This window comes from Streptomyces aurantiacus (genome assembly GCF_027107535.1).
Lineage (GTDB): Bacteria > Actinomycetota > Actinomycetes > Streptomycetales > Streptomycetaceae > Streptomyces.
This window is the reverse complement of sequence record NZ_CP114283.1, coordinates 6,885,191-6,911,849: the sequence shown is the minus strand read 5'-3', so window position 1 is coordinate 6,911,849 and position 26,659 is coordinate 6,885,191. Positions and strand designations below refer to the sequence as shown.

Annotated in this window: 17 protein-coding genes; 5 read left to right on the top strand and 12 right to left on the bottom strand. The window is 71.0% G+C overall.

Translation table 11 applies throughout. From position 1 onward, the window contains the following. Window positions 1–44 precede the first annotated feature (44 nt). Both O1Q96_RS32710 and O1Q96_RS32705 read right to left on the bottom strand, forming a co-directional pair. The gene (locus tag O1Q96_RS32710; RefSeq protein ID WP_269251586.1) at window positions 45–2,711 is read right to left on the bottom strand and encodes a cellulose binding domain-containing protein; all 2,667 of its coding nucleotides are present in this window, start codon (window positions 2,709–2,711) and stop codon (window positions 45–47) included. A gap of 212 nt (window positions 2,712–2,923) precedes the next feature. Beyond that, complete coding sequence (locus O1Q96_RS32705; RefSeq protein WP_269251585.1) at window positions 2,924–5,836, bottom strand: glycoside hydrolase family 48 protein; 2,913 nt, start codon at window positions 5,834–5,836, stop codon at window positions 2,924–2,926. A gap of 904 nt (window positions 5,837–6,740) precedes the next feature. Here O1Q96_RS32705 and O1Q96_RS32700 point away from each other — a divergent pair. Beyond that, complete coding sequence (locus O1Q96_RS32700; protein ID WP_269251584.1) at window positions 6,741–8,456, top strand: glycoside hydrolase family 6 protein; 1,716 nt, start codon at window positions 6,741–6,743, stop codon at window positions 8,454–8,456. A 210-nt stretch (window positions 8,457–8,666) separates the two neighbouring features. After that, entirely contained in the window at window positions 8,667–9,554 is an 888-nt protein-coding gene (locus tag O1Q96_RS32695) for a class I SAM-dependent methyltransferase (RefSeq protein WP_269251583.1), read from the top strand. Between the two features lie 146 nt (window positions 9,555–9,700). On the opposite strand, the gene O1Q96_RS32690 is transcribed toward O1Q96_RS32695, so the two are convergent. After that, entirely contained in the window at window positions 9,701–9,847 is a 147-nt protein-coding gene (locus O1Q96_RS32690) for a hypothetical protein (protein ID WP_269251582.1), read from the bottom strand. 210 nt (window positions 9,848–10,057) lie between these two features. On the opposite strand from O1Q96_RS32690, the gene O1Q96_RS32685 reads away from it, so the two are divergent. Then, on the top strand, window positions 10,058–10,759 hold the full coding sequence (locus O1Q96_RS32685) for an SDR family oxidoreductase (RefSeq protein WP_269251581.1): 702 nt from the start codon (window positions 10,058–10,060) through the stop codon (window positions 10,757–10,759). A gap of 49 nt (window positions 10,760–10,808) precedes the next feature. On the opposite strand, the gene O1Q96_RS32680 is transcribed toward O1Q96_RS32685, so the two are convergent. Continuing rightward, window positions 10,809–11,492 carry a glycoside hydrolase family 75 protein gene (locus tag O1Q96_RS32680; RefSeq protein WP_269251580.1) on the bottom strand — a complete coding sequence of 228 codons (684 nt, stop codon included), beginning with the start codon at window positions 11,490–11,492 and terminating at the stop codon, window positions 10,809–10,811. 253 nt (window positions 11,493–11,745) lie between these two features. Then, window positions 11,746–12,537, bottom strand: coding sequence for an aldo/keto reductase (locus O1Q96_RS32675; RefSeq protein ID WP_269253819.1), 792 nt, complete (start codon window positions 12,535–12,537; stop codon window positions 11,746–11,748). 260 nt (window positions 12,538–12,797) lie between these two features. On the opposite strand from O1Q96_RS32675, the gene O1Q96_RS32670 reads away from it, so the two are divergent. Continuing rightward, the gene (locus tag O1Q96_RS32670) at window positions 12,798–13,586 is read left to right on the top strand and encodes a polysaccharide lyase family protein (protein WP_269251579.1); all 789 of its coding nucleotides are present in this window, start codon (window positions 12,798–12,800) and stop codon (window positions 13,584–13,586) included. 37 nt (window positions 13,587–13,623) lie between these two features. Here O1Q96_RS32670 and O1Q96_RS32665 read toward each other — a convergent pair whose 3' ends face one another. From O1Q96_RS32665 to O1Q96_RS32645, 5 genes are all read right to left on the bottom strand, one after another. Next, the gene (locus tag O1Q96_RS32665; protein WP_269251578.1) at window positions 13,624–14,409 is read right to left on the bottom strand and encodes an ABC transporter ATP-binding protein; all 786 of its coding nucleotides are present in this window, start codon (window positions 14,407–14,409) and stop codon (window positions 13,624–13,626) included. Then, window positions 14,406–17,516, bottom strand: coding sequence for an ABC transporter permease subunit (locus tag O1Q96_RS32660; protein ID WP_269251577.1), 3,111 nt, complete (start codon window positions 17,514–17,516; stop codon window positions 14,406–14,408). Before O1Q96_RS32660 ends, O1Q96_RS32665 begins: the two co-directional genes overlap by 4 nt. A gap of 76 nt (window positions 17,517–17,592) precedes the next feature. Continuing rightward, complete coding sequence (locus tag O1Q96_RS32655; RefSeq protein WP_269251576.1) at window positions 17,593–18,849, bottom strand: ABC transporter substrate-binding protein; 1,257 nt, start codon at window positions 18,847–18,849, stop codon at window positions 17,593–17,595. A 223-nt stretch (window positions 18,850–19,072) separates the two neighbouring features. After that, window positions 19,073–20,899: an AMP-dependent synthetase/ligase gene (locus tag O1Q96_RS32650; RefSeq protein ID WP_269251575.1), complete on the bottom strand. Its 1,827-nt coding sequence runs from the start codon at window positions 20,897–20,899 to the stop codon at window positions 19,073–19,075. 288 nt (window positions 20,900–21,187) lie between these two features. Continuing rightward, on the bottom strand, window positions 21,188–22,054 hold the full coding sequence (locus O1Q96_RS32645; protein ID WP_269251574.1) for a LysR substrate-binding domain-containing protein: 867 nt from the start codon (window positions 22,052–22,054) through the stop codon (window positions 21,188–21,190). Window positions 22,055–22,357: 303 nt separating this feature from the next. On the opposite strand from O1Q96_RS32645, the gene O1Q96_RS32640 reads away from it, so the two are divergent. Then, on the top strand, window positions 22,358–23,401 hold the full coding sequence (locus O1Q96_RS32640; RefSeq protein WP_269251573.1) for a bile acid:sodium symporter family protein: 1,044 nt from the start codon (window positions 22,358–22,360) through the stop codon (window positions 23,399–23,401). On the opposite strand, the gene O1Q96_RS32635 is transcribed toward O1Q96_RS32640, so the two are convergent. Both O1Q96_RS32635 and O1Q96_RS32630 read right to left on the bottom strand, forming a co-directional pair. Beyond that, window positions 23,340–24,575, bottom strand: a complete 1,236-nt coding sequence (locus O1Q96_RS32635; RefSeq protein WP_269251572.1) for a DUF4185 domain-containing protein — start codon at window positions 24,573–24,575, stop codon at window positions 23,340–23,342. The genes O1Q96_RS32640 and O1Q96_RS32635 overlap by 62 nt on opposite strands. A 10-nt stretch (window positions 24,576–24,585) precedes the next feature. Continuing rightward, entirely contained in the window at window positions 24,586–26,529 is a 1,944-nt protein-coding gene (locus O1Q96_RS32630; RefSeq protein ID WP_269251571.1) for a sialidase family protein, read from the bottom strand. Between the last annotated feature and the right edge of the window lie 130 nt (window positions 26,530–26,659).

Sequence of the window (26,659 nt, the reverse complement as noted above, 5' to 3'; positions counted from 1 at the left end):
CGCCAGGAGGACCCGGCCGCCTTCCAGTTGTCCCACCCGGTGCGTCAGTTCACCGTGCAGGACTGGTCGCCGAGCTTGAACGCCGTCGGCTTCCCGTTCGATCCCGACCAGCTCCCCGTGAATCCGAAGCCCACGGAGGAACCGGCAGCCACGTTCCCGTTCCAGCCCACGTTCTTCGCCGTGACCGCCGTACCGGACTGCGTGGGTACGGCGTTCCACGCCTGCGTCACGGTCTGCCCGTCGGGGAAGGTCCAGCCGAGCGCCCACCCGTTCCAGGCGGCCGAGCCGGTGTTGGCGAGCTGGACGTCCGCCTGGAACCCGCCCGACCACTGGTTCGTGATCTTGTAGGTGACCGCGCAGGCGCCCGTCGGCGGGGGATCCGTACCGCCTCCGCCGCCGCCTGCGTCGGACGAGTCGCCGTAGATGACACCGCGCCCGTTCGTCGAGACGTACACGCGCCCGTAGACCCGCGGGTCGCCGGTGATGGCCGCGCCCGTCCAGCCCCACTGGTGGGCGTCGTCGTTGATGCGTGTCCAGGTCGCGCCCTTGTCCGTGGAGCGGAAGATGCCGCGTACGCCGCCGATCTTCGCGCTCGTGTAGAGCGTCTGGTAGGAGGCGCCGGCCGCCGCCTTGCCGAAGCCGATCGTGTCGGCCTGCTCGACGCCCGACAGCTTGGTGAAGGTCGCGCCGGAGTCCGTGGAGTGCCACAGCCCGTACGCGCCGTCACTCGCGCCGCCCGCCAGCCACACGTCGCCCTTCGTGCCGGGCAGCGCCTTGAACCGCACGCTGTCGCCGCTCGGCAGCCCGGTCGCGGACGAGGCCGTGAAGGAGGCGCCGCCGTCCGAACTGACGTAGAACTTGCCGGACTTGAAACCGTAGAAGGTCTTCGGGTCGACCCGGTCCGACTCGACGACCGCACCGGCCGGGATGCCGGTGGACGCCGACCACGACGTACCGAACCCGGTCGTGTGGTGGACGCCCGCGCCCTCCGGACTCCACACGAACCGGCTGCCGTCGGAGGCCGAGGCGACCGTGCCGCCGCCGCTCACGCCCGAAGGGTCGGTGCCCGCGAACCAGTTGGCGCCGTTGTCCGTCGAGAACGCCACGTGCGGACCCGAGTCCAGGTTGCCGACCCGCACCACCGTGCCCGGGCCGGACTCCGCGAAGTCGAGACTCGTCGTGGTGGTGAAGTTCGGCGAGGTGAACATCATCGACGGGACCTTGGTGAGGTCCGTGTGCCGGAAGCCGCCGATGTCGCCCAGTGCGCTGAGGAGTTGGGCACCGCCGGACGGGGGAGCGGCCAGGTCGTTGACCGCCGTCTCCTCCAAGCCCCGCACCATCGGTTTGATGGTGAACTGGCCTCCGCTGTCCCACTGGCCGAGGTTCTCGGTGCCGTAGATCGTCGCGCCCGTCCCGTACATCATGCGGGAGGAGTCGAACGGGTCGATCTCCAACGCCTCGCTCATCCAGCCGAGTTTGGGTGTCTGCTCGGGCGGCGAGGGGTTGGCGCCCCACGTCAGCCAGGGCGAGGACGAGACGTCCATGGTGTAGCGGTTCGACCGGGTCGGGTACGAGGTGTAGTCCCAGGCCTTCGTCCAGGTCCCGCCGCTGTCCGTGGTGCGGAAGATCTGCGTGTCGGGCCACCAGGAGCTGTAGGCGGTCGCCATCACGGTGCCCGGCTTCTGCCGGTCCACGGTCAGTCCGCTGAAGCCGTAGTAGGTGTCGGCCTCCGCGACCGGGCTGATGTCCGTCCAGGTGCCGGTCGCCGTCGCGTACCGCCACAGTCTGCCCTTGCCGCCGTCGTACGGGCCGCCCTTGTCGCTGTACGCGAGGTACAGGTAGCCGTTCTCCGCGTCGAGGACGCCCTTGTGGGCCAGGTACCCGGTGGGCTGTCCGGCCAGCCGGGACCAGGTCGCGCCCGCGTCGGTGGAGCGGTACACGGCGTTGTCCTTGTCGGCGACGCCGACGTAGAGGGTCCGTGTGGCGTTCGTGCCCGAGCCGGTCGACTCGTCGAAGGTGACCCAGGCGATGCCCTGGTTGTCGGAGGCGTACCCGCTGGTGTCGGTCGGATCCTGCACGTAGTTGCCGACGTTCGGGAAGCTCGTCACCTGGGACCAGGAGGCACCCGAGTCGGTGGACCGCCACAGACCCTTGCCGCTCGGCGCGCCCAGGTACAGCACGCTGTTGCGGTGGGGATCGACGGCGAGCCGTTCGCCCATCCCGCGCCCGGGCATGTTGCCGCCCAGCTTGAACGGCAGGTCCGCCTTCTGCCAGGTCGCCCCCCGGTCGGCCGACCTGAGCACGGCGCCGTTGCCGGGGTCCCAGCTGTTCGTGTACGTGCCGACGGCCGCGTACACCTTGCTGGGTGCGACGGGGTCGGAGGCGAGGCTCACGACGCCGGTGTGCCCCCACCGGTCCCAGCCCACCGAGTCGAGCAGCGGGGTCCAGGTCTTCGACGACTCCTGCCACCGGTAGGCGCCGCCGATGTCGGTCCGGGCGTACGCGAGGTTCTTCTCGGACCGGTTGAAGACGATGCCGGGGACGAAGCCGCCGCCGTCGATGCGCGCGTTCTTCCAGGTGTACGTGTCGGCGGCGACGGACACCGACGGTGCGGTCTTCTCGACGGATTGCGCGGCCAGCGCGGGGGGTGTGCCCGCGAGCAGCCCGGCCGCGAGACCGAGCACGGCCGTGAGGACAGGGGTTCTTCGCACGGTGCTCCCCTCTTTCGCATGTGGGGGGGGTGAAGGCGCAGGTGGGGGTGGGGATGCGAAAGGCGGGGCGGCCCCCGGTGAGGGTGGGGGCCGCCCGACGGCACGGTCTGCCGCTCCCCGCGCCCCGGTGCGGGGGCGCGGGGAGGTGCGCGGCCGGCTGCGAACAGCCGCAGCCGACGTACCGGCCTTCCCGCGGAGCTTTCAGCGGGGACTTATTCGAGGAGCTCCGCGTACGAGCCCATGGCGAGGGCTATGTCCGCCTGGGCCCAGAACCGGTGGTACGTGAAGGAGGGCACGGCGCCGCCCGCCAGATAGGCCTCGATCTTCGACCAGGCCGGGTCGTCCTCGTAGAAGGAACGGATCGAGTCGAAGGTGGACGAGGAGTTGATCGTGTCGCCGTTCGGCATCGTGCCGGTCCAGCCGCTCGGCACGTACACACGGTCGTCGAAGCGGTTGTAGTCGGCGCGGGTCTCCGGGACCGCGATGCCCAGCGCGTCCTGGTTGTTCGCCCACATGCCGTCCAGCAGCGCCTTCGCCGTCGTCCTCGCCTCGGTGTCACCCGAACGGTCGGCGTAGTACGTCAGGGTCTTGGCGTACGCGGCCGCCACGCCGACATCGTTCGTGTAGTCGGCGACGGTGACGTGAAGTCCGGTGTTCCCACCGGGACTTGACGCGTTCCACGTGTCGGGCTTGCCCGACCACTGGAGCGTGTTGGGGATGCGGAAGGAGCCGTCGGGGTTGACCGTGGTCTTGGACAGGGCCCAGTCGACCCACTTGTCGAGGACGACCTTGGCGTCCGCGTCACCGGTCTGCTGGTAGTACTCGGCGACCCGCTCCATCGACCACGCCTGGAAGCCGAACCACTGGTTGGACGGCGGGTCGTGGTAGACGGGCTTCTCGTCGTAGAACATGCCGTAGAAGGTCGGCGTCCCGGCGGGCGGAGTCGCGTAGCGGCCGGCCCAGCTGTTGGTCGCGCCGCCCGCGATGGCACCCTCACTGGACTGCAGCCAGCGGTAGAACTCCAGCTGCCGGTCCAGGGACTTGGCCCAGTCCGCCTGCCCCGTCGCCGACTTGGGCTTCAGGTCGGCGTACGAGCTGAGCGCGTAGGCGGCCAGGGGGTTCTGGTAGCCGCCGTGGGTGTGGCTGGAGCCGATGCGCCAGGCCCAGCCCGCCGCGGTGTCGGTCGCGCCGCCCCACGCGTAGTACCAGTTCAGCAGGTAGTGCGAGGCGTCCTTGCCGGTGCCGGCCGGGCAGGTCGACGGGCCGACGCAGTTGCCGATCTTCTTGAAGTACTTGTCGTACATGGAGTAGCGGAGGTAGTCGCCCATCTTCGCGGCCTTGCCGACGGTCGCCGCGACCGCGGAGCCCTTGCCCTGCTGCTCGGCCCAGATGTCCGCCCAGTACGCGGCCTGTACGGCGCGTGCGTCGGCGTCGGGGGCGTTGGTGAACTTCCACTGCTTCGCGTACGAGGCGTCCTTGGTGAACAGGTCCAGATACCCGTTCGTGCCGCCGTACTTGAAGGCGTCACAGGTCGGCTGCGGCACGGTCTCCCACACCGACTCCTGCGCACCGCGCTGGAAGGTGTTGATGTACGACGGTCCGGTGTCGGCCGGGCCCGCCTCGCACTTGCCCGGCGAGTTGCCGTAGCCGTAGACGTTGTCCACGTCCTGCAGCCAGTGCATGCCGTAGATGTCGTCCGTGCCGTACGCGCTCTTCAGCTCGGCGGCGATCGGGTCCGGACCGACCGAGACCCCGCTGTCGAGCTGTGCCGGGTACTCGTTCGGGGTGTCCAGTTCAGGCGCGTACGTCGCCGGCTTCGAGGCGTTGTAGAACGAGTTCGTCGGCTGGTCGGCCTTCGTGGGGATCATGTACTTCTCCATGATCTCCCAGGCGCCGTTGAACCTGGTCCAGTCGCCCGTCACCTTGCCGTACATGGCCTGGAGCCACAGCAGGTAGCTGTACGCCTCCGAGGTCGTCTCATGGCCGTGGTCGGGTGCCTCGACGATCAGCGTCTCCACCGAGTGGTACGGGATGCCCTCGGGGGAGAAGTAGCCGTTCGCCGGGTTGGTGATCTTCCCGTAGAGCTCCAGGAAGCGGGCGTCGTACTCCTTCGAGGCGGCGAGCTGGGTGACGGTGACCGCGGCCTTGGCGTGCCCGGTGGCCGTCGACTCGAAGACGGCCGAACCGGTGCCCGAGGCGTTGGCGGTGACGGTCACCTTCTGTGCCGTGCTCCAGTTCGACGGGGTGAAGGTGAGCGACGCCCCGCCGGTGACGGACAGCCCCGTGTTGCCGCTCGCGCGAGCGGTCGTCACGGTCACGTTCGCCGTGGGCCGGGTCGAGAGCTTCACGTCGTACGTGCCCGTCTTGCCCTGCTGGACGCCGAGTTGGGTCGGCGAAACGACCACGGCGGGACCGGAGGCGACCGTGATGCCGACCGGTGTGGACTCCGCCGACGCGCCGAGGCTGTCGTACGCCTTCGCGAGCAGTGAATGACTGCCCACGGTCAACCCAGTGGCCGAGAGCGTGTAGGGCGAGCTGGTGTCGGTGCCCAGCAGGGTCGTGTCGTCGTAGAACTCGACCTTGCTGATCGTCGCGTTGTCCGCGGCGGCGGCGGTCGCCGCGAGCGGGACCGCGTCGCCCTGGGAATAGACGGCGCCGGCCGCGGGGCTGGTCAGCACGGTGATCGGCGGCTGGTGGGCGCCGGTGCAGGACGTGCCGTTGATCGCGAAGGAGGTGGGCGCCGCGTTGGCGCCGCTGTACGTGAACTGGGCGCCGGTGGTGACGGCGGACCCGACCGCGATCGTCCCGTTCCAGGACGTGTTCTTCGCGGTGACCGTCTTCCCCGACTGCGACCAGGTGCCGTTCCAGCCGTTGCTGAGCTTCTGGTTGCCCGCGTAGTCGTACGTCAGGTCCCAGCCGCTGATCGCCTCCGTGCCGCGGTTGGTGAGGGTGAGCTCGGCGGTGAAGCCGGAGCCCCAGTCGTTCGTCTTGTAGTCGACGCTGCACTGAACTGCGGCTGCCTGCGCGGTAGTTGCGCCGGTCCCCAGTGTGGTCAACGGGAGGGCGAGGGCCGCCATCACGGCGGTCCACATCCGCCGCGCACGGCGTCTGCGTCTGGGTGCCATGTTCTGGTTCCTCTCCTTGCGGCTCAGAGATGGGGGGAGGAGCAACAAGCCTTGAACCAGTGGGAGCGCTCCCATATTGGAGATGGGGGTGCAAGGGGTCAAGGTGCTTGAAGAGTCGAAATGATTCGATAGATCAACAGTGCGGCGCCTCTGTCCTTTGCCAACACTTGGCGCTACCTTCTTCCGCACCAGTGGGAGCGGTTCCATCAGTCGACGCGTCCGTAACGGCGCGCCCGAACTGCAAGGACTCGCTCATGCGACACCCCCCGCGTTTACCTCTTTTAGCGGTCGGTGCAGCCGCACTCGCCCCCATGGGCACCGCGGTCGCGCCGGTCGTCACGGCTTCGGGAGCCGCTGCCGCCCGCACGGTGGAGTACTCCGTCACCGGTCGGCGGGACAGGGGCCTCCAGGGCGCCGCGAAACGCACCGACGCTCCAAGCACACCGGTCCCACGGCCGGTGCGCCGGCACCTCGTCGGGCTGCTCCGACGTGCGCGCCGGCTGCCAGAAGCCGATGCCCGGCATGCGGTACGCACCGTCCCGCCGGGCCTCGGCCGTGAGCACCTCCGAGGGCACGACCGTCGTCCTCGGTCTGTTCGGCGAGCCCTCCAGCACCGCAACAGCTGCGCCACGGAGAGCTGCTGGAACTGCATGCCCGCCCCGGTGGCCGCCCGAGGACCGCATTTCGCGGGCGGCACCGGTGAGAACACCTGCGCGCATTCCTTCGTCGACCGCGGCACGACGTGGTCCGACACGCGCGCACCGACTGCCCCGGCCGGACCCGGAAGGCACGGGACCGCTGCTCCGGGCCGGCCCCGAACCACCACCACGACGGCACTCCCACGTCGTTCGGCATCGGGCCGCGTGACCCTCAGCGCGCCCACGACGGATAGGACACCCCGCACATGAGCCGTACCAGAACAGCACTTCTCGCGGCGATGGCGCTGGTCGCCGGGACCGCGGGCGCCGCCGTCGCGGCGATACCCGCGGACGTCGGCGCAGCCGCCGTCCCCTGCACCGTGGACTACAAGGTGCAGAACCAGTGGGACACCGGCTTCACCACCTCGGTGACCGTGACCAACAACAGCGCGGCCAAGTCGAGTTGGGCCGTGAAGTGGTCGTACGCCGGAAACCAGAAGATCACCAGCGGCTGGAACGCGAAGCTCAGCCAGAGTGGCTCCGCCGTCACCGCGGCCAACGAGAACTACAACGGCACCCTCGCGACCGGGGGTTCCGTCAGCTTCGGGTTCAACGGCACCTACAGCGGCACCAACGCGCTGCCCACGGCCTTCACCCTCGACGGTGTGACCTGCAACGTCGACGACGGAGGCTCCGGCCCCGGACCCACGGACCCGCCGCCCGGACCGGGCAACAAGGTGGACAACCCGTACTCGGGCGCCAAGGTGTACGTGAACCCGGAGTGGAAGGCGAAGGCCACCGCCGAAGCCGGGGGCAGCCGGATCGCCAACCAGCCGACCGGGGTGTGGCTCGACCGGACCGCCGCGATCAACGGCGTGAACGGCGGCATGGGCCTGCGTGCCCACCTGGACGCGGCACTGGCGCAGAAGGGCTCCGACGAACTGGTCGTCCAGCTGGTCATCTACAACCTGCCCGGCCGTGACTGCGCGGCCCTGGCGTCCAACGGCGAGCTCGGCCCGACGGAGATCGACAAGTACAAGACCCAGTACATCGACCCGATCGCGGCGATCCTCAAGGACACCAAGTACGCGGGCCTGCGGATCGTCACGACCGTCGAGATCGACTCGCTGCCGAACCTCGTCACGAACGTCTCACCCCGTGCCACCGCCACCGCGAACTGCGACACGATGAAGGCGAACGGCAACTACATCAAGGGCGTCGGCTACGCGCTGAACAAGCTCGGCGACGCGCCCAACGTCTACAACTACGTGGATGCCGGACACCACGGCTGGCTCGGCTGGGACGACAACTTCGCGCCCTCCGCCGCCCTGTTCAAGGAGGCCGCCACCGCCGAGGGCGCGACCCTCGCCGATGTGCACGGTTTCATCGTCAACACCGCCAACTACAGCGCCCTCAAGGAGAACCACTTCACGGTCAACGACTCCGTGGGCGGTACCTCGGTCCGTACGTCGAAGTGGATCGACTGGAACCGGTACGTCGACGAGCAGTCCTACGCGCAGGCCATGCGCAACCAGCTGGTCTCGATCGGCTTCCCCTCCGGGCTCGGCATGCTGATCGACACCTCCCGCAACGGATGGGGCGGCACGGCCCGGCCCACCGGTCCCGGGGCGACGACCAACGTGGACACCTACATCGACGGAGGCCGCTTCGACCGGCGCCTCAACACCGGCAACTGGTGCAACCAGTCGGGCGCCGGTCTCGGCGAACGGCCGCAGGCGTCGCCGGCCGCCGGTATCGACGCGTACGTGTGGATGAAGCCGCCGGGTGAGTCGGACGGGTCGAGCACCGCCATCCCGAACGACGAGGGCAAGGGCTTCGACCGGATGTGCGACCCCACGTACACCGGCAACCCGCGGAACAACAACAACATGTCGGGTGCGCTGGCGAACGCGCCCCTGTCCGGGCACTGGTTCTCGGCGCAGTTCCAGGAGCTCATGAAGAACGCGTACCCGGCACTGTGACCCTCCGCCCGCGCCGGGTCACCTCGGCTACGGGTCCGTCCGCCGGCTGAGTGCGGCCGGTCGCGGCCACGCGGCGCGGCCGCACGATGCGAGAGCCCCGCGCCCCTCCAAGAGGGGCGCGGGGAACTCTTTGCTGTTTCCGCAAGGTGAGTAGCTGTTTCGGGGAAGGCGGAGCACGCTGGCCGTATCCCGAACGAGAGGCTCGCAGCCATGGCGCACGACCACGGAAACGACGAGAACCACAGCCACGAGCACAGCCACATCGACTTCGCCGAGATGCTTCCGATGCTGGAGCAGGAGGCCGAACTCTTCACCCCGCTCTACACGCAGGCGACGGCCTGGCTGCGGGAGCTGCGTCCCGATCCTGAGATGATCGTGGACGCGGGCAGTGGCCCCGGGGTCATCTCCTGTCTGCTCGCCGACACGTTTCCGAAGGCCAGGGTCGTCGCCGTGGACGGTGCCGCGCCCCTTCTGGAGGCGGCCCGGGCCCGGGCCGCCCGCCTCGGGATCGCCGACCGTTTCAGCACGCTGGAGGCCGAACTCGGCGACGGGCTCGGCGACCTGGAGTACCCGGCCGACCTCCTGTGGGCGAGCAGGTCCCTGCACCACGTCGGCGACCAGCGGGGCGCCCTCGCCGGTTTCGCCGACCGGCTCACGCCCGGCGGGACCCTCGCACTGGTGGAGGGTGGCCTGCCCTCACGCAACCTCCCGCGCGACATCGGCATCGGCCGCCCCGGTCTGCAGGCCCGCGTGGACGCGGTCGAGCAGGAGTGGTTCGCGCGGATGCGGGCCGACCTGCCCGGTGCCGTCGTCGAGGATGTCGAGGACTGGCCGGCCCTGCTGACCGCGGTCGGGCTGCGCCACACCGGGACCCGTACCTTCCTGCTCGACCTCCCGGCCCCCGTCTCCGACGAGGCCCGTGCGTTCGTCGCCACGGCTCTCACCCACCGCCGGGAGGGCCTCGCCGAAGGCCTCGAAGCCGACGACCTCGCCACCCTCGACCGGCTCCTCGACCCGGACGACCGGGCAAGCGTGTTCCACCGCCCGGACGTGTTCGTGCTCACGGCGCTGACGGTGTATGTCGGCGTGAAGCCCTAGCTTCGCCTCACCGGGCCCGGGGCGAGGGCGCTCGGCCGTGGTCGTGCCCTTTCAGCAGCGGCCCGGGCGTGCGGATGCCGTGACCCGGGCCCCGTGCACCGCGCGCGTGGCGCACTCCTCGAAGTGGGGCCTGAGCACGTCCCGTTTCATCGCACCGCCCAGCGGCGCCGGACCACGCGCGGGACGGCGATCGCGTGCGCGGCCGGCGCGAGGACGGCGAACTCGTGCAGCAGACAGGTCGCGAGCATCAGCGCGCCGTAACCGGCCCAGGACCTGGAGCGCCGCGCGGTCACAGGGGCGACCGGCCCAGAACCTGGACGGTGGGGACGCCGCGGAACAGTGGCGCACGCACCTGCCCACCGTGTCGTACCGGCGGACGTGCTGACCGCCCGGCCGCGCCCGCCCCGCGCGCCGAAGTCGACGCCCACCGAGGGGTGTTGACATCGAGCGCGCTCCAAGTGATGGACTCCGGGCACTTGGCGGAACACGACATGGGGGAAGACATGACCGACTCACCAGTGGCACTGATCACCGGCGGCGGCAGCGGTATCGGCGCGGCGGTCGCCCGGCAACTGCTCGACGCCGGGCACCGGGTGACGGTGACAGGGCGCGGGGAACCGCGGCTGCGCGCGTTCGCGGAACAACTCGGGAAGCCCGCGGGGCTGCTGACCATCCCCGGGGACGCGGCCGACTACGACCACGTCCAGGCGGCCGTCGAGGCGACGGTGAAGGAGTTCGGACGGCTCGACACCGTCGTCGCCAACGCCGGGTACGCCACGCACGACACCGTCGCCGAGGGTGACCCGGCGGGCTGGCGGGACATGGTGCTCACCAACGTGCTCGGGCCGGCGCTGCTCATCAGGGCGTCGATCGACCGTCTGAAGGAGACACGGGGGAGGATCGTGCTCGTCGGCAGTGTCGCCGGGCACATCCATGGACCCGGCAACATCTACGGGGCGACGAAGTGGGCCGTGACCGGCCTCGCCGAGAACACCCGGCGGCAGGTCACCGAGTACGGAGTGGGCGTGACCCTGATCTCGCCCGGCCGGGTGGAGACACCGTTCTGGGACAACTACGGCAGCCTGCCGCCCGGACACCTCCTCACCTCGGACCAGCTCGCGGCGTCGGTCGTGTGGGCGATCCGGCAGCCGAGCGGAGTCGATGTGAACACGGTGGTCGTACGGCCGATCGGACAGCCCGTCTGAGCCGAGCCGAGCCGGATGCCGGTCCGGTGCACCGGACCGGCATCCGTGCTCAGTTGCTCCGGATGAACCGCTCCGCCAGCTCCTCGCCCAGCGACGCCGTCGCGGTACGGCTTTCGAGAGGGGTGACCCGGGTGCCGGTGAAGACGAGGTACGTCACCCCCGAGGCGGCGCCGCCGGTCGCCGGATCGGGGTCGATCCCCAGGCCCCGGGCGGTGGCGTACGAGGCCTCCCCGATGATCTTCGAGGGGCCGGTGTCACCGACGACCGCGTACTGGATCCTGTCGCCGTAGATCACCGCCGCCACGCTGCCGCCCCTGATTCCGGAGCTCGCGTAGTTCCAGACGGGGCTGGGGCCGGGCACCACCACATAGGGGAGCTTCTCGGAGTTCAGCGGCCTGCCGTCGGACTGGTGGAAGGCGGTCTGGTCCTGGAACCAGGGATCCGTGCGGCGGTTGCACCGGGCGGTGGCCTGGCCGTCGCAGTCGATGTCCATGTCGGCCTTCCAGAAGACCGCGCCGTTCTTTCCGCAGACGGGGACGGTGGCCGGCGCTCCCGCGTCGGTGCGGTATCTGCCCTTCGAGATCTGCGCGCAGGACGTCAGCTCGGCGAGCAGAGCCGCGGCGGTGACCGTGCCGTCCTGCGTGCGTACCGAGGCGGCGCCCGCGGGGAGTGTTGCCGCGGCGAGGAGCGCGGCACCGCCGGCCGCGGCGAGGGTCAGGGTTCGAGTACGCATGATGGGGCCCCTTCTGCGGGTCGGTTTCCTACCGAATTCACCCACAGTGCGTGTCCGTCCGCATGGCCGCACCGGGGTGCACCGATCCGCGCGGCGCCGTCCGGGCCGCCCGAGGACCCGGCAGGCGGGCGGCCCGGACCCGGTCGGCCGGACACGACGAAGCCGCCGCCCGGACGGGTCGGGCGGCGGCTCCATGCGGTCCTTCGCGGCCGTGAGGTCCTGTATCGGACCGGGCTGGGCGGGGGCCGTACGGTCAGGCGTCGTTGAGCGTCGCCGGGTCGGGCCCCAGGCGGCGGCCCTCGTCGAGAGCGCTGATCGCGGCGATGTCCTCGGCGTCGAGGGTGAAGCCGAACACGTCGATGTTCTCCTTGATCCGGGACGGGGTCACGGACTTGGGAATCACCACGTTCCCCAGCTGGAGGTGCCAGCGCAGGACGACCTGGGCGGGCGTACGCCCGTGCTTCTGGGCGATGGCCACGACCGCCGGAACCTCGAGGAGGCCCCGGCCCTGGCCGAGCGGGGACCACGCCTCGGTGGCGATACCGTGCTCCGCGTGGTAGTCGCGGGCCGCCTGCTGCTGAAGGTGCGGGTGCAACTCGATCTGGTTGACGGCCGGAACGACGGACGTGGCGTCGATCAGCCTCTCCAGGTGCTCCGGAAGGAAGTTGGAGACGCCGATGGACTTGGCGCGGCCGTCCGCGTGGAGCTTCTCGAAGGCCTTGTACGTGTCCACGTACTTGTCCCTGGCCGGTGTCGGCCAGTGGATCAGGTACAGGTCCACGTAGTCGAGACCGAGCTTGTCCAGGGACTCGTCGAAGGCGCGCAGCGTCGAGTCGTATCCCTGTTCGGAGTTCCAGAGCTTGGTGGTGACGAAGAGGTCCTCGCGGGCGATGCCGGAGGAGGCGAGGCCCTTGCCGGTGCCTGCTTCGTTGCCGTAGATCGCCGCGGTGTCGATGCTGCGATACCCGGCCTCCAGTGCGGTGGCGACGGCTCGCTCAGCGTCGTCGTCCGGCACCTGCCAGACACCGAAGCCCAGCTGGGGCATCTCGACGCCGTTGTTCAGGATGATCGGGGGGACCTTGCTCACGAGCTCTCGATCCTTAAGTCGTCGGGTGGTACTCCATCGTCAACGATCACGGGCCGCTGTGCATTCCTGTCCCGTGCGTTCGCCGGTCGAACAGGAGATTGGCCGGAAAGTACCCGCTCTCGCAGGTCCGAACCATTGACCGTGCACTGTCATGCCGGGGACCCTGTTGCACGTCGGTGAACTCGGTGCACGTATGTGAATGTGACGGAGTGAGAGACATGCCCCCCACCAGAAGGAACCTGCTCGGAGCCGCGCTCGGCGGCGCGGCCACGGCCGCCGTGGGCCTGCCCGCCTCCGGCGCGCACGCCGCCTCCTGGCAGTTGAAGTGGTCCCCGTCGGCGCGCGACGACGGACTGGGCGCCTTCGAGACCCTGGAGGACGACCGGGCCGGCTCGCACCCCGGAGCCTCCCCGCACATCCGCACCACGGGCGACAACTGGCGGTTCGACATGCACACCGTCGACCGCGACACCTCGACGGACCGTCAGCGCCACGAGGTGACCGGGCTGCGCAACGGCCCCGGCGGCGACTTCCTCAAGTGGACCGCGGGCCAGACCTGGCGCGTCACGTACGCGATGTACATCCCCAGCTCCCTGCGGGCCACCACCAGCTTCACGCACATCATGCAGATGAAGCAGCCCGGCAGCGGCACCTCGCCCATCGTCGTGCAGTCGCTCCGGCGAGTGAACGGCGTGCAGAGCATCGAACTCAAGCTCTTCGACGACGACATCCTCGTCGGCCGCACGGACCTGGAACCCCTGCACGACAAATGGATCGACGTCGACTTCCAGATCAAGGTGGGCAACGGCACGGCGGGCTCGGTCCGCTGGATCCTCAAGAACGGCTCCACCACGGTCGTCGACACATCGAGAACGGGCGTCGACACGTTCCTCGCCGACCGGGTACGCCCCAAGTGGGGCATCTACCGCTCCCTCGGCGACACGTCCGGGTCCCTGCGTGACTGCCATCTCCTGCTCACGAGGATGCGGGGATATCAGCTCGTGTGAGGACGACGGCCGGTGGCGGGGGTGCGTCAGGCCCGCTCTACGCCGTGGACGTGCCCAGGTAGGCGTTCCTCACCCGGTGGTCGGCATGGACCTCGGCCGCGGTGCCCTCGGCGAGCACCCGCCCCAGGTCGAGTACGACGACCCGGGTCGACAGCTCCATGACGAAGGCGACGTTGTGCTCGACGAGGAGGACGGCACAGCCCTCCTGGGTGGCGAGCCGGCGCACGACGGCCGACAGACGGCCGCTCTCCTCGGCGGTCATCCCGGAGGCGGGTTCGTCCAGCAGCAGCACCCGGGGCGGATCCGCGAGGGCCCGGGCCAGCTCGGCCATGCGGGCGAGGCCCACCGGGAGGGCACCGGCGTAGGTGTCGCCGAAGGCGTCGAGGCCGCAGGCGCGCAGGACCTCGTCGGCCCTGGCGCGCCGCTCCTTCTCGTACGTACGCCGTGTCGGCGCCGCCAGCAGATCGGCGGGGAGGCCGCCTCCGCCACCGCGCCACTCCTGGGCCACCACCAGGTTGTCGGCCACCGTGAGCTGGCCGAAGAGCTGCCGGCGCTGGAACGTGCGGCGCATCCCGTGGCGGGCGCGCCAGACGGGGGAGCGGCGGGTGACGTCCGATCCGCCGAGGTGGACGCGGCCCTCGTCGGGGCGGCGGATGCCGGAGAGGACGTCGAAGAGGGTGGTCTTGCCGGCGCCGTTGGGGCCGATGAGTCCGCAGATCTCGCCGGGACGCAGGGAGAGGCTCACGCCGTCAAGGGCCCGGACGCCGCCGAAGCGGACGCGGACGCGGTCGGCGCGCAGGACGGGGGCGCTCGTGTTCGTCATGGCCGGGCCACTCCCTCGGTCGTGGACGGGGCCGGCTGTCGTACCGTCGATCCGGGGGCCGCCCCGGCGGTGGCCGCCAGTCCCAGGTACGCCTCCGTCAGCCGGTCCGCCTCCACCGCCTCCCGCGGGCCGCACCACGTCACCCGTCCCCGGGTCAGGTACGCGACCGTGTCGGCGACCCCCAGCACCTCGGTCGCCTTCTCCTCCACGAGGAGCAGGGCCGTTCCGTTGGCGCGGAGTTCGGTGAGGAGGCGGAACACCTCCTCGACCACGCGGGGCGCGAGGCCGAGCGACGGTTCGTCGGCGATCAGCACGGCCGGCGGGCGTTGGAGGAGCGGGGCGAGGGCCAGCATCTGCTGTTCCCCGCCGGACAGGGCGCCGGCGGGGACACCACGGCGTCCGGCGAGAGCGGGGAAGCGTTCGTACACGGCCTCACGCAGGTCCCGTCCGCGCAGGTACAGGGCGAGGTTCTCCTCGATGGTGAGGGCCGGGAAGATGCCCCGCCCCTCCGGCGCCAGGACCACTCCGGCCCGTGACCGGCGTACGGCTCCGTCCTTCGTGGCGTCGCGTCCTGCCACGTACACCTGGCCGCCGAGCGGGGCCGTGAGACCCGCGGCGACGCGGCATGTCGTGGACTTCCCGGCCCCGTTCGGGCCGAGGAGCGCGAGGATCTCGCCGGGGCGCACGGCGAGGTCCACGCCGTGCAGGACGGGTGCGCCGTCGTATCCGGCACGTATGCCGCACAACCGCAGGGCGGGCGCCGGGCCGACGGGGCCCGGAACGGTAGGGAGACCGGCCTCAGCGGTCCCGGACGCGGCCTCGGTCTTGGCCCCGCCGGAGGAAGCGCCTCCCGCCTGCCCCGGCCCCCGGTCCCGAGTCCTCCTCGGCACCCGGTCCGGAGACTGGCCGGTGCCGGTGCCGGTGCCGGTGCCGGTGCCGGTGCCTGTGCCTGTGCCTGCGCCAGCGCCAGCGCTCGTGGTCGATGTCGCCGGGTCGGCGGGCAAGGCCGTGGCCGCGGATGCCCCTGCGGCCGTTGCCGTCCCCGTCGGTTCGGCGTCGGTCGTCGCCCGGGGTCCGGCCATCGGCGGCGCTCCGCTCGCGGCCGGCACGGGTGCCGATCCCGCGGGCACCCCACCGGCCGCCGCGGCAGTCCCGGCCGGTCGCGACGGCGACCCGGCCGCTGCGGCCGGCCCGCCGGCGGCCATACGGCGCCGGTGCAGCCGTACCGGCACCGCCGCGCAGTATCCGTCCGGGTCGTTCGCCAGGGCCAGGCCCGCCAGGCCGAAGAGGATCACGGGAAGGTGCACGGACTCGGTGACGTAGTCCGAGACGAGATGCGGTACGAGGGCGTAGACCAGCCCGGCGATGACCGCGAACTGCGGACGCCGCAGACCCGCCGCGACGACCACCGCGAGCCAGATCAGCCCGGTCATGGCGGTGAAGTCGGTGGCGGTGACACGGGTGTTGTAGGAGGCGTACATCACGCCGCCGAAGCCCGCGAGGCCGGCGGACAGCGTGAACAGCACCAGCTTGGTGCGTACGACCGACACCCCGGAGGCCATCGCCGCCGCGGGCGCCGAGCGCACCGCGAGCATCGCCCGGCCGGACGGCGAGTCCCGCAGCGCGCTGAGCGCGGCGACGGCCGCGGCGACCAGCACGGTCAGCGCGACCCCGAACGCCCGGTCGTCGTTGAGATCCACCGGTCCGAAGACCGGGCGGGGGATCGCCCACCCCGTGTCGCCGTTCCTCAGCCCGCCGATCTGGAACAGGACCTGGTCGGCGAGGAAGGCGAGCGCGAGGGTGGCGAGGGCGAGCGAGCGGCCGCCGAGCCGCAGCGCGGGCAGGGCCACCAGCGCGCCCAGCACGGCCGCCGCGCAGGTACCCACCGCGGCCGCCGCCACGAACGGCCAGCCGTGGCTCATCAGCAGCCCGGCCACCAGCGCCGCCCCCGTCACGAAGGTCGCCTGCGCCAGCGACACCATCGCGCCGAGTCCTGTCACCACCGTGAAGGAGACGAACACCAGGGACAGGGCGAGCCCCTGGGCGAGGATGCCGCTCCAGAAGGGGGTGGTGACCGTGTAGAAGGACACCGCGAGCAGGACGCCCGCCACCGCCCAGGGGCCCCATCGCCGCAGCCGGGACCGCCCCGCCAGATAGTCGACCGGCGGCACGTCCACCGCCGCGGTCCCCGCCGTCCGACTGCGCCGCGTCATGAGCAGCAGCCCGGCGAAGAGGATCAGGAACGGCACGGCGGTACGGAACCCGGTGATCCGCTCGGCGAAGTCCGCGTACCCGGCCACCAGGTTCTGCAGCACCCCGAGTCCGAGCCCGCCCACGAACGCCAGCGGTACGGAGACGAAGCGGCCGAGCACCGCGGCCGTCGCCGAGACGAAGAGGAAGAGCGTGAAGTCGTGGGCGGACAGCCCGAGAAGAGGTGTGGCCAGCACGCCCGCCAGGCCCGCGAGACCCGACGACAGCATCCACGCGATGGACGACAGCCGGTCCGCGCTCAGTCCTCGCAGCTCCACCAGCGAGCGGTTGTCGACGGCCGCCCTGAGCTTCAGCCCGAGCGGGGTGTGCCGCATCAGGACCCACAGGCCGACGGCCACCACAGCCGTCGCGACCCAGATGATCAGCTGGTCGGAGTCGACGCCGACGCCGTCGGTGAGCTGCCAGGATCGTGCGGGGCTGGGCCCGACACCCGGCAGCCCGAACTGGTTCTCGGCGGGCTTCACGGACGTGCCCGCGTCCTCCAGCAGTTCGACGACCCACAGCCCCAGCGCGGGCAGTGCCACCAGCAGGCCGATGGTGGCGACGATCTGGGCCGTCTCACCGACCCGCGCCAGCTTGCGGAACATCAGCCGGTCGAGACCCCAGCCGAGTGCGGGTGCCAGTACGCACACCAGCAGCAGCGCCGTGGGTACGGCCGGCCAGCCGAAGCCCGAGTGCAGTTCGTAGAAGGCGAGGGCGCACAGATAGGCGGTGGCGCCGTGCGCGAAGTTGAACAGGCCCGATGCCGAGTAGGAGAGCACGAGACCGGTGGCGAGCAGCGCGTACAGCGCGCCCGACACCAGTCCGCTCAGTACGAATCCGAGAAGGTCGGCCATGCCGTGTCACCACATCCCCGAGTCCGGAGGTCCCCGGCCCCGGACTCCGGGCTCGGGAAGTCACCTTGTGCCGCGGCTACTTGAAGGGGATCGGCGGATAGCACCTGAAGGGCGCCGACACGGTGTACTCGCCGTCCTTGAGCTGGACGAGCGCCCCGCAGCCGAACGACTCCTTCTGGCCCTTCGGTTCGGCCCGGTCGCCGACCAGCGTGCCGGTGTCCGTGAACCCGTCCGCCGCCTCCTGGAAGGACGCCACGGTCAGCTTCCTGCCGGCCTTCTCGGCGATGGCGAGGAACAGATCGGCCGACATGTAACCGGTCATCATGTGCATGTTCAGGGGCACGTCCTCGCCCGCGGCCTTCCTGATGTCCTTCCTGAACCGCGTCATGGCCGCGCTCTCCTGCTCGAACGGCTGGAACGACAGCAGGACGTGCACCCCGTCGAGCGCCTTGCGTGTCGCGCTCTTGGTCAGCAGCCCCGGGTCGTAGTCGGTCGGATCGGTGAGCACGCCGGCGTATCCCGTCCGCTTGACCGCCGTGAACAGACCGATGTTGTACGGGGTCTGCATCACGGAGACGATCGCGTCCGGCGCCCTGCCGCCGTCGCTGCGCAGGATCTCCTTCGTGTACGCCGACCAGTCGCTCGGCACGGAGGTCGCGGGCACCGACGGCTTGGCGAACGTCACCTTGAAACCGGCCGACGCGAAGCTCTGACGGTAGGTGCGGATGGCGAACTTCCCCGCGTCGCTGTCGTTGGCGAGGATCGCCACGCTGCGGCCCCTGGCGCCGCCCAGCACCTGTTCGAGGCCCTCGGGCCACGTCTGCGAGATGGTGCCGCCGGGCATCGGCACCATGCAGCCGCCGAATCCGTAGATGTACGACGGTCCGCAGAAGGACGGCAGTGTGCCCCAGCCGAAGGTGGGGACCCGCTGCTTCTGCAGGAAGTCGGCGCCGGAGAACGTCGTCGAACTCATCGGTGCGATCGCGAACACCCTGTCCTGCTGGACGAGTTTGCGCGCCGCCGCCAGGTTCCTGGCCGGATCCTGGCCGTCGTCCTCCGCGCCCAGGTACTCGATGTCCCGTCCGTTCACCCCGCCTTCGGCGTTGGCGCGGTCGAAGCGTGCCTTGGCGCCGAGGTCGGTGTCCTTCTTCGAGTAGCCGCTGGCGGTCGTCATCGACACGATGCCGCCGACCTTGACGGAGGTGTCGGTGACTCCGCGTACGGAGTCTTCCGACTTCGGAGTGCCGCCGGTGGAGGCCGAGTTGCAGGCGCCCGTGAGCAGCAGGGCGGTTGCGGCCGCTGTGGCGGCGATGGTCCGGATCTTTCGCGGCACGGTCGGTTCCCCCTCTGTCGGGTGACCGAAATGATCCGTGGCATCTGACGGGTCGTCAATATCTGACGCATCGATATGTGATGGTGCGTCAGATGGGAGTGCCGGACCGGTTCTCGGGCGCTCGTCGTGTGCCGCCGTGGCGTCGACGCGCCGGAACCGCATGTGTCACAGCCCCGTGCCCGGAAGCGGCGCCCCCGTCCCGGGCGCCCTCACCCGCGGGGCGCTACGCGCGGTAGAGGGCCTCGACCTCCGACGCGTACGCGTTCTCGATCGCCTTCCGCTTCAGCTTCAGGGACGGGGTCAGCAGGCCGTGTTCCTCGGTGAACTGATGGGCCAGTATGCGGAAGGTGCGGATCGACTCGGCCTGGGAGACGAGCGTGTTCGCGGCGACCACGGCCCGCCGCACCTCGGTCTCCAGGTCGGAGTCCCGCACCAGCTCCGACGGGGTGAGCCGGGACTTGCCCCGCATCTGCAGCCAGTGCTCGACCGCCTCCCCGTCGAGGGTGACGAGCGCCGCGATGTACGGCCGGTCGTTGCCGACGACGATGCACTGCGCGACCAGCGGGTGGTCGCGCACCCGCTCCTCCAGGACCCCCGGCGAGACGCTCTTGCCGCCGGAGGTCACCAGGATCTCCTTCTTGCGCCCGGTGATGGTGAGGTAGCCGTCCTCGTCGAGCGCGCCGATGTCACCGGTGGCGAGCCAGCCGTCGTGCAGGGCCGCGTCGGTGGCCTTCGGGTCGCCCAGGTAGCCCTGGAAGACGTTGTCGCCGCGCAGCCAGATCTCACCGTCGTCCGCGATGTGCACGGTCGTGCCCGGGAGGGGCTGGCCGACGGTCCCGTACCGGGTGCGCTCGGGCGGGTTGGCGGTCGCGGCGGCCGTCGACTCGGTGAGGCCGTACCCCTCGTAGATCTGCACGCCGGCGCCCGCGAAGAACAGCCCGAGCCGCCGGTCCATCGCCGAGCCGCCGGACATCGCGTGCTTGATGCGTCCGCCCATCGCGGTACGGATCTTGGCGTAGACGAGCTTGTCGAAGAGCTGGTGCTGCATCCGCAGTGCCGTGGAGGGCCCGGGACCGATGCCCCACGCCTTCGCCTCCACCGCGTCCGCGTACCGCACCGCGACCTCCACGGCCTTCTCGAACGGGGCCCCCTTGCCCTCCCGTTCGGCCTTCCGCCGGGCCGCGTTGAACACCTTCTCGAAGATGTACGGCACGGCCAGGAAGAACGTCGGCCGGAACGCGGCCAGGTCGGGCAGCAGGGCCGCCGCGTTGAGCTGCGGCTGGTGGCCGAACTTCACCCTCCCCCGGATCGCGGCGACCTGCACCATCCGCCCGAAGACGTGCGCGAGCGGCAGGAACAGCAGGGTGGCCGCCTCGTCGCCGCGCTTGGAGCGGAAGAGCGGCTCCCAGCGCTCGATCGCCGTGTCCGTCTCGAACATGAAGTTGGCGTGCGAGAGGACGCAGCCCTTGGGGCGGCCCGTGGTACCGGACGTGTAGATGATCGTCGCCGTCGACTCCGGGGTGACCGCGCGCCGGTGCCGGTGCACCACCTCGTCGTCGATGTGCCCGCCCGCCTCGTACAGCTCCTGCACGGCGCCCGCGTCGAGCTGCCACAGCTTGTGCAGCGCCGGCAGCCGGTCGATGACCGTGGCGATGGTCATCGCGTGGTCCTCGTGCTCGACCATCGCGGCCGACACCTGGGCGTCGTGCAGCATCCAGAAGACCTGCTCGGCCGACGAGGTGGAGTAGATCGGCACGACCTGCGCGCCGATCGACCACAGCGCGTAGTCGAAGAGGGTCCACTCGTAGCGCGTACGGGACATGATCGCGACCCGGTCGCCGAACCGGACGCCCTGCGCCAGCAGGCCCTTCGCGAGCGCGAGGACCTCGTCACGGAACTCGGCGGACGTCACGTCGCGCCACTGGCCGTGTTCGTCCTTGCGGCCCAGTGCGATGTAGAGCGGATCCTCCTGGGCATACTCGAAGACGGCATCGGCCAGGCCGCCCACTGGCGGTGCCGACGCCAGGGGAGGGTTGGTGAACTCGCGCAATCCCGCTCCTTGTGGTGCTTCGCAGCGCCGTGAAAGCTACCCCAACGGGAGCCGCGGCGGGAGGGGTGGCGAATTACCCGGGGCCGGACGTTCGCCCTGGTCAACCCTTCAAATCCGGCCACAAGGGGGAAGGCCGGGACGGAATCCTTACTCTTACGTAAGTTTCGGTTCCGTAATCTCCACGGAATCTGTACGACCCGTTTACGCGCCGCCGGGTGTGCGGCCGGGATCCGGGGAGGTGCTCGGGAACCGGTGGAGCGGGCCCGGCCCGGGTGACGCACCCCGTGCTCAACGAGCGCGGTGCAGTCTGTCGCCGGCCGACAGGATCGAGGCCGCCAGCGCGTCCGCCGCCCCCTTGGCCGCCGTGTGGCGTCTGCCGTGGACCAGGACGAACTCCACCTCGCCCAGCTCCGGCAGGCCCGCGCGGTCGGGAACGCGGAAGAGCCCCGGCGGGATCAGGCCCCGTGAGTGGGCCATCACGCCGAGCCCGGCGCGGGCCGCCGCGATGAGGCCGTTGAGGCTGCCGCTCGTGCACGCGATGCGCCAGGACCGGTCCTGGCGCTCCAGGGCCTCCAGGGCCAGGGCCCGGGTGACGCCCGGCGGCGGGTAGACGATCAGCGGGACGGGACGGTCGGGATCCAGCCTCAGGCGTTCCGCGCCGATCCAGACCAGCCGGTCGTGCCAGACCAGTTCGCCGCGCGGGTCCTCGGGGCGGCGCTTGGCCAGCACCAGGTCGAGCTTCCCGTCGGCGAGCCGCTCGTGCAGGGTGCCCGACAGCTCGACCGTCAGCTCCAGATCGACCTCCGGATGGTCGTGACGGAAACCCTCCAGGATCTCGGTCAGGCGGGTGAGGACGAAGTCCTCCGAGGCGCCGAACCGCAGCCGGCCGCGCAGCCGCGTCCCCGTGAAGAACGCCGCCGCCTGCTCGTGCGCCTCCAGGATCCGGCGCGCGAACCCGAGCATCGCCTCGCCGTCCTCCGTCAGTTCCACCGAGTGGGTGTCCCGGGTGAACAGCTGCCGGCCGGCGGCGTCCTCCAGGCGTCGCACGTGCTGGCTGACCGTGGACTGACGCAGCCCGAGCCGCCGGGCCGCCCGGGTGAAGCTCAGCGTCTGGGCCACGGCCAGGAAGGTGCGCAGCTGCGAGGGCTCGTACACGCCCTCCAGGCTATCGCGGTACGTGATGACAGTCAGAGCGGTATGACGGATTCCCGATCACGGCATGGAGGAGGACGATGGAGAGGGCACGAGCCGTCGAAAGACCCGACCGGCAGCGGACCCACCGGCCACGGATCCACCGGCCACGGATCCACCGGCCACGGATCCACCGGCCGGAGATCCACGGCTTCGGACCCATCGGCTTCAGACCCGTCAGACACAGATCCACCAGCTACAGACCGAGTCAGTGACAAAGACGTCCGCGACGAGGCTGAGCGAACCGAGACTCAGCAACGGAGCACCGTGAAACGCCTGAAGTGGCCGTCCTGGCTGCCGATCGACCCGTACATCCTGCTGCTGCTCGGGACGGTGGGGCTCGCCGCCCTCCTGCCCGCCCGGGGCACCGGTGCCGATGTCGCCTCCGGAGCCTCCACCGCCGCGATCGCCTTCCTCTTCTTCCTCTACGGGGCCCGGCTGTCCACGCGTGAGGCGATGGACGGGGTGCGGCACTGGCGCTTGCACGTCACCGTCCTGGCCTGCACGTTCCTGGTGTTCCCGCTGCTCGGCCTGGCCGCCCGCGGGCTCGAACCGGTGTTCCTGGACCACTCGCTCTACACCGGACTGCTCTTCCTCACCCTCGTCCCCTCGACCGTCCAGTCCTCGATCGCCTTCACCTCCATGGCGCGCGGCAACGTGCCCGCCGCGATCTGCGCGGGCTCCTTCTCCTCCCTGGTGGGCATCGTGCTCACCCCGCTGCTCGCCGCGGCGCTCCTCGGCAGCAGCGGCGGCGGCTTCTCCGCGGACTCCCTCCTCAAGATCGTGCTCCAGCTGCTCGTGCCGTTCCTGGCCGGGCAGCTGCTGCGCCGCTGGATCGGCGGCTTCGTCACCCGCCACAAGCAGGTCCTCGGACACGTCGACCGCGGCTCGATCCTGCTGGTCGTCTACACCGCGTTCAGCGAGGGCATGGTGCAGGGCATCTGGCACCAGGTCAGCCCGCTGCGCCTGGGCGGCCTGCTCGCCGTCGAGGCGGTGCTGCTCGCCGTCATGCTGGCGCTCACCTGGTACGGCTCGAAGGCTCTGGGCTTCAGCCGCGAGGACCGTGTCGCGATCCAGTTCGCCGGGTCGAAGAAGTCCCTGGCGTCCGGACTGCCCATGGCGAGCGTGCTGTTCGGCGCCCACGCCTCGCTGGCCGTGCTGCCGCTGATGCTCTTCCACCAGATGCAGCTCATGGTCTGCGCGGTCATCGCCAAACGCCGCTCCCGGGACCCCGAGGCACGGCGGCCCGTCACCCCGGCCCCAGCCGCAGAGTCACGAATCGCGGTCGGTACAGGGACACGTTCCGGCTGAGGTTCGCCTGGGCCGCCGCCCCGCCGCTCGCGTCCAGCCAGTTGACGTCGTAGCTCAGCACGAGCCTGCCCCGGCCGATCGCCGGATGGACCTGCGGGTTGTACGCCGCCACTCCCGCCCGCTGCTCCGGCAGCGGCGGGCTGAACCCCTTGCCGGGCCCGTGCCAGGGCCCGGTGGGGGAGCACGCCCAGTACGAGGTGATCGTCGTCAGCCCCTCGGTGCCCGCCGCCATCGTGAACAGGACGTACGTCCCCCCGTCGCGGGCGACCGCGAACGCGCTGCCCACCCCCTTGCGTTCGCCGTCTCCCAGCACGGGCTTCATGAGTGAGGGGATGCTCCACCGCTCGCCGTCCCAGTACCGCCACGCGGCCGGGTCCGCGAGCCGCCCCCGGGGCACGCGCGCGACGTACGCGTCCGACGCCGGCCGGGCGGCGGCCCGCGCGTCGTTGCCGCCGAAGACGTACGTCCAGTCCTCGTCGTGGGTCAGGGCGGTCGTCCCGAACAGCACCCGCCGTGCCGGATCCTTCACCTGCTGCTGGTCGAGGATCCGCGTGATGCCCTCGAGGCGCAGGCCGGGCAGCGACAGCGTGGCGACCTCGGTGGCGGTGGGGACCCCGTAGATCCAGGGGTGCGCGCCGGTCGTACGGGTCCACAGCACGACCCGTACGACCTGCTCGGACGAGCCGGGGGAGCGGGGCTCGACCCGGGCCGCCACCGGCCAGCGCCACTGGCCCGGCGCCGGGTCCGCGAACATCGGCGCCGGGAGCGTGCGATGGAGCCGGCCGTCGTCCATGACCACGGCCGAGTTGCGCACCATCGGGGCGGTCGTGTCCCGCCAGGCGTAGGACTCGCCCACCGGGTTGGGCGGCCGGTGCACCTGGCCGAGAAAGGTGTCGGAGAACAGCCAGAGCACCCGCCCGTCCGGCAGCCGCAGCGAGTGCGTACCGTCGCCGCCGGTCCAGTCGTCGGCCCGCGAGGCGTCGTCCCCGTACCGCGCGAACTCGTCCGTGACGCCCCGGTCCGCGGCCCACGAGGTGACCGTACGGGCCCGGCAGTCGCTCTCCCGGTTCTCGTCCCCCGGGAGGGCGGTGAGCAGCACGGCACCGAGGACCAGGGCCAGGAGCAGACCCAGACCGGTCCCCGTGCGCTGTCGTGCTCGTGTGTCGTCGGGCACGTCCGGGACGTTAGTGGCTGCCGCTCACCCGGTCCATGGGGAGCCACAGGACGGTGTCCCGGGTCACAGTCCCGTTCGTGCCGCGCGGACTAGTCAGTTCGGCGTCGCTCAGCGCCCGGTCGTGGACCCGGACGTCGTCGACGGCGCCCGTGAAGTGGGCCCGGCTGTCGAGCCGTTGGCCGACGTGCACCCCGAACGGCCCGTTGCGGCTCACGGATCCCGGTACGTCCGCCGTACCGGTCGCCGTCCCGTCGACGAACAGCGTGAGCCGCCCGCCGCCGCGGCGCAGGACCAGGCGGTGCCACTGCCCGTCGTTGTACGCGCCGGTGGTGCGCACGGACACGGACCGCGGGGCGTTCCCGCCGTCGCGGACGGTGATCAGACCCTGGATCCGGTCGCTCGCGGGCTCTCCGCGCAGCCACACCTGCGGCTGGTTGGTGCCGATCCCGCCCATCCACAGCATCGGCTGTTCACCCGTCGTGGCCGTGTAGCGGAACCACAGCGACGCCGTGAAGTCCTTTGTTCCGAGCGGCAGTCCGGTGCGGAAGGGCAGGCGTACGGCGTCGTCGGCGCCGTCGAGGGCGAGGGCGCCGCCGGACACGCCGTCCGTCTCCTTCGCGCCGCCGAGCACCGTGGCACGCGGTGCGCCGGGCGCGAGGTCGGCGGTGGTCGGGTCCGGGCCGCGGCGCGGGCGCAGCCAGTCCCCGGTGAACCGCGCGAAGCGGATCTCGTCGCGTGCGTCCACGGCGCCGCCCTCGTACAGCAGGCCCGCCGTGTTCCGGCCGATGCCCACCAGGTCGGAGTAGCCGGCCCAGTCCGTCGTGACCACCGTGCCCCGGTCGACGCTGTCCCAGGTGCGTCCGCCGTCGTACGAGGAGCGGATCATCATCGTGCGGCGGCGGTCCGGGTCGGCGGGACAGGCGAGCAGCATCCTGTCGCCCAGCCGCAGCGTGGAGCCCTGCACCTGCGGCGTGTAGAGGTCCGGGAGGGCACGGAAGGGCGCGGTGAAACTGTCGCCGCCGTCGGTGCTGAACGCCTGGGTGCGGTGGCCGAGATCGGTCCCGTCCTGTTCGCGTCCGCTGACCAGGACCGTCCCGTCGGCGCGCTCGGTCACCGTCATCTCCGACGGCTTCTGGCTGAACGTGCCGTCGTCCGCGATCGGCCGGGAGTCCGTCGCCCCGATCCGCCAGTGGTCACCACCGTCGTCGCTGACGACGAGCGCGCCGTGGTTGGCGCTCACACGGCTGCCGTTCCACGTCTCGGTGTTGACGCCGAGGACGAGCCGTCCCGCGTGCTTGCCGCGGGTCAGCTGGAGACCGTGCACCGGCCCGGTCGCGTACCAGGAGTTCCAGTGCGCGGGCAGGATCTCGTCGCTGAGGTCGCGCGGCTCGGACCAGGTGAGTCCGTCGTCGTCGCTGTGCTGCAGGTGCGGGGTGCGGTCGCACGGGACGTCGCAGCCGCGGCCGTCGGTACGGCCCGTGTTGTACGTCTCGGCCAGTACGACGCGGCCGGTCTCGCGGTCCACGATCGGGGCGGGGTTCCCGTGCGTGTCGCCCGCGCCCTCGTTGACGACCTGGAGCGGGCCCCAGGTGCGGCCGCCGTCGGTGGAGCGCTTGAGGACGATGTCTATGTCACCGGCGTCACCGCAGTCGTCGACCCGGCCCTCGGCGAACGCCAGCAGGGTGCCCTTCGTCGTCCGCACGACGGCCGGGATGCGGAAGCAGGCGTACCCGGGATCCTGGGAGGCCTTGAACAGCACCTGCTGTTCGAACCCGGCGACCGCCCCCGGCCCGGCGACCGCTTCTGGTCCGGCGGCCGGCCCGGCCTGGGCGGGGCTCGGCAGCGCCAGCAGTGCGCCGACGGTGAGCAACGCCGTGAGGGCGGTTCCGACGGGGCTTCTCCCCGGTCTGGTGGACCCGGGAGCCCGGGGGAGTGCGCGAAGACTTGACGGCATGGTGCGACCTGCCCTTCATGCGTCTGGACATCTCGGACATCCCACGTCCAACGTGCGCGCCACAGACGCTACTTGGGCTCTCAGACACCTCACAAGAAGCGTGCACGAGTCGTGGTGGGGGAAGTGCGCG

Coding starts and splice junctions, on each gene's coding strand:
- O1Q96_RS32705 (WP_269251585.1), bottom strand. CDS start 5,836: ATGGCACCCAGACGCAGACGCCGTGCGCGGCGGATGTGGACCGCCGTG.
- O1Q96_RS32660 (WP_269251577.1), bottom strand. CDS start 17,516: ATGGCCGACCTTCTCGGATTCGTACTGAGCGGACTGGTGTCGGGCGCG.
- O1Q96_RS32675 (WP_269253819.1), bottom strand. CDS start 12,537: ATGCCCCAGCTGGGCTTCGGTGTCTGGCAGGTGCCGGACGACGACGCT.
- O1Q96_RS32665 (WP_269251578.1), bottom strand. CDS start 14,409: ATGACGAACACGAGCGCCCCCGTCCTGCGCGCCGACCGCGTCCGCGTC.
- O1Q96_RS32700 (WP_269251584.1), top strand. CDS start 6,741: ATGAGCCGTACCAGAACAGCACTTCTCGCGGCGATGGCGCTGGTCGCC.
- O1Q96_RS32630 (WP_269251571.1), bottom strand. CDS start 26,529: ATGCCGTCAAGTCTTCGCGCACTCCCCCGGGCTCCCGGGTCCACCAGA.
- O1Q96_RS32670 (WP_269251579.1), top strand. CDS start 12,798: ATGCCCCCCACCAGAAGGAACCTGCTCGGAGCCGCGCTCGGCGGCGCG.
- O1Q96_RS32685 (WP_269251581.1), top strand. CDS start 10,058: ATGACCGACTCACCAGTGGCACTGATCACCGGCGGCGGCAGCGGTATC.
- O1Q96_RS32680 (WP_269251580.1), bottom strand. CDS start 11,492: ATGCGTACTCGAACCCTGACCCTCGCCGCGGCCGGCGGTGCCGCGCTC.
- O1Q96_RS32695 (WP_269251583.1), top strand. CDS start 8,667: ATGGCGCACGACCACGGAAACGACGAGAACCACAGCCACGAGCACAGC.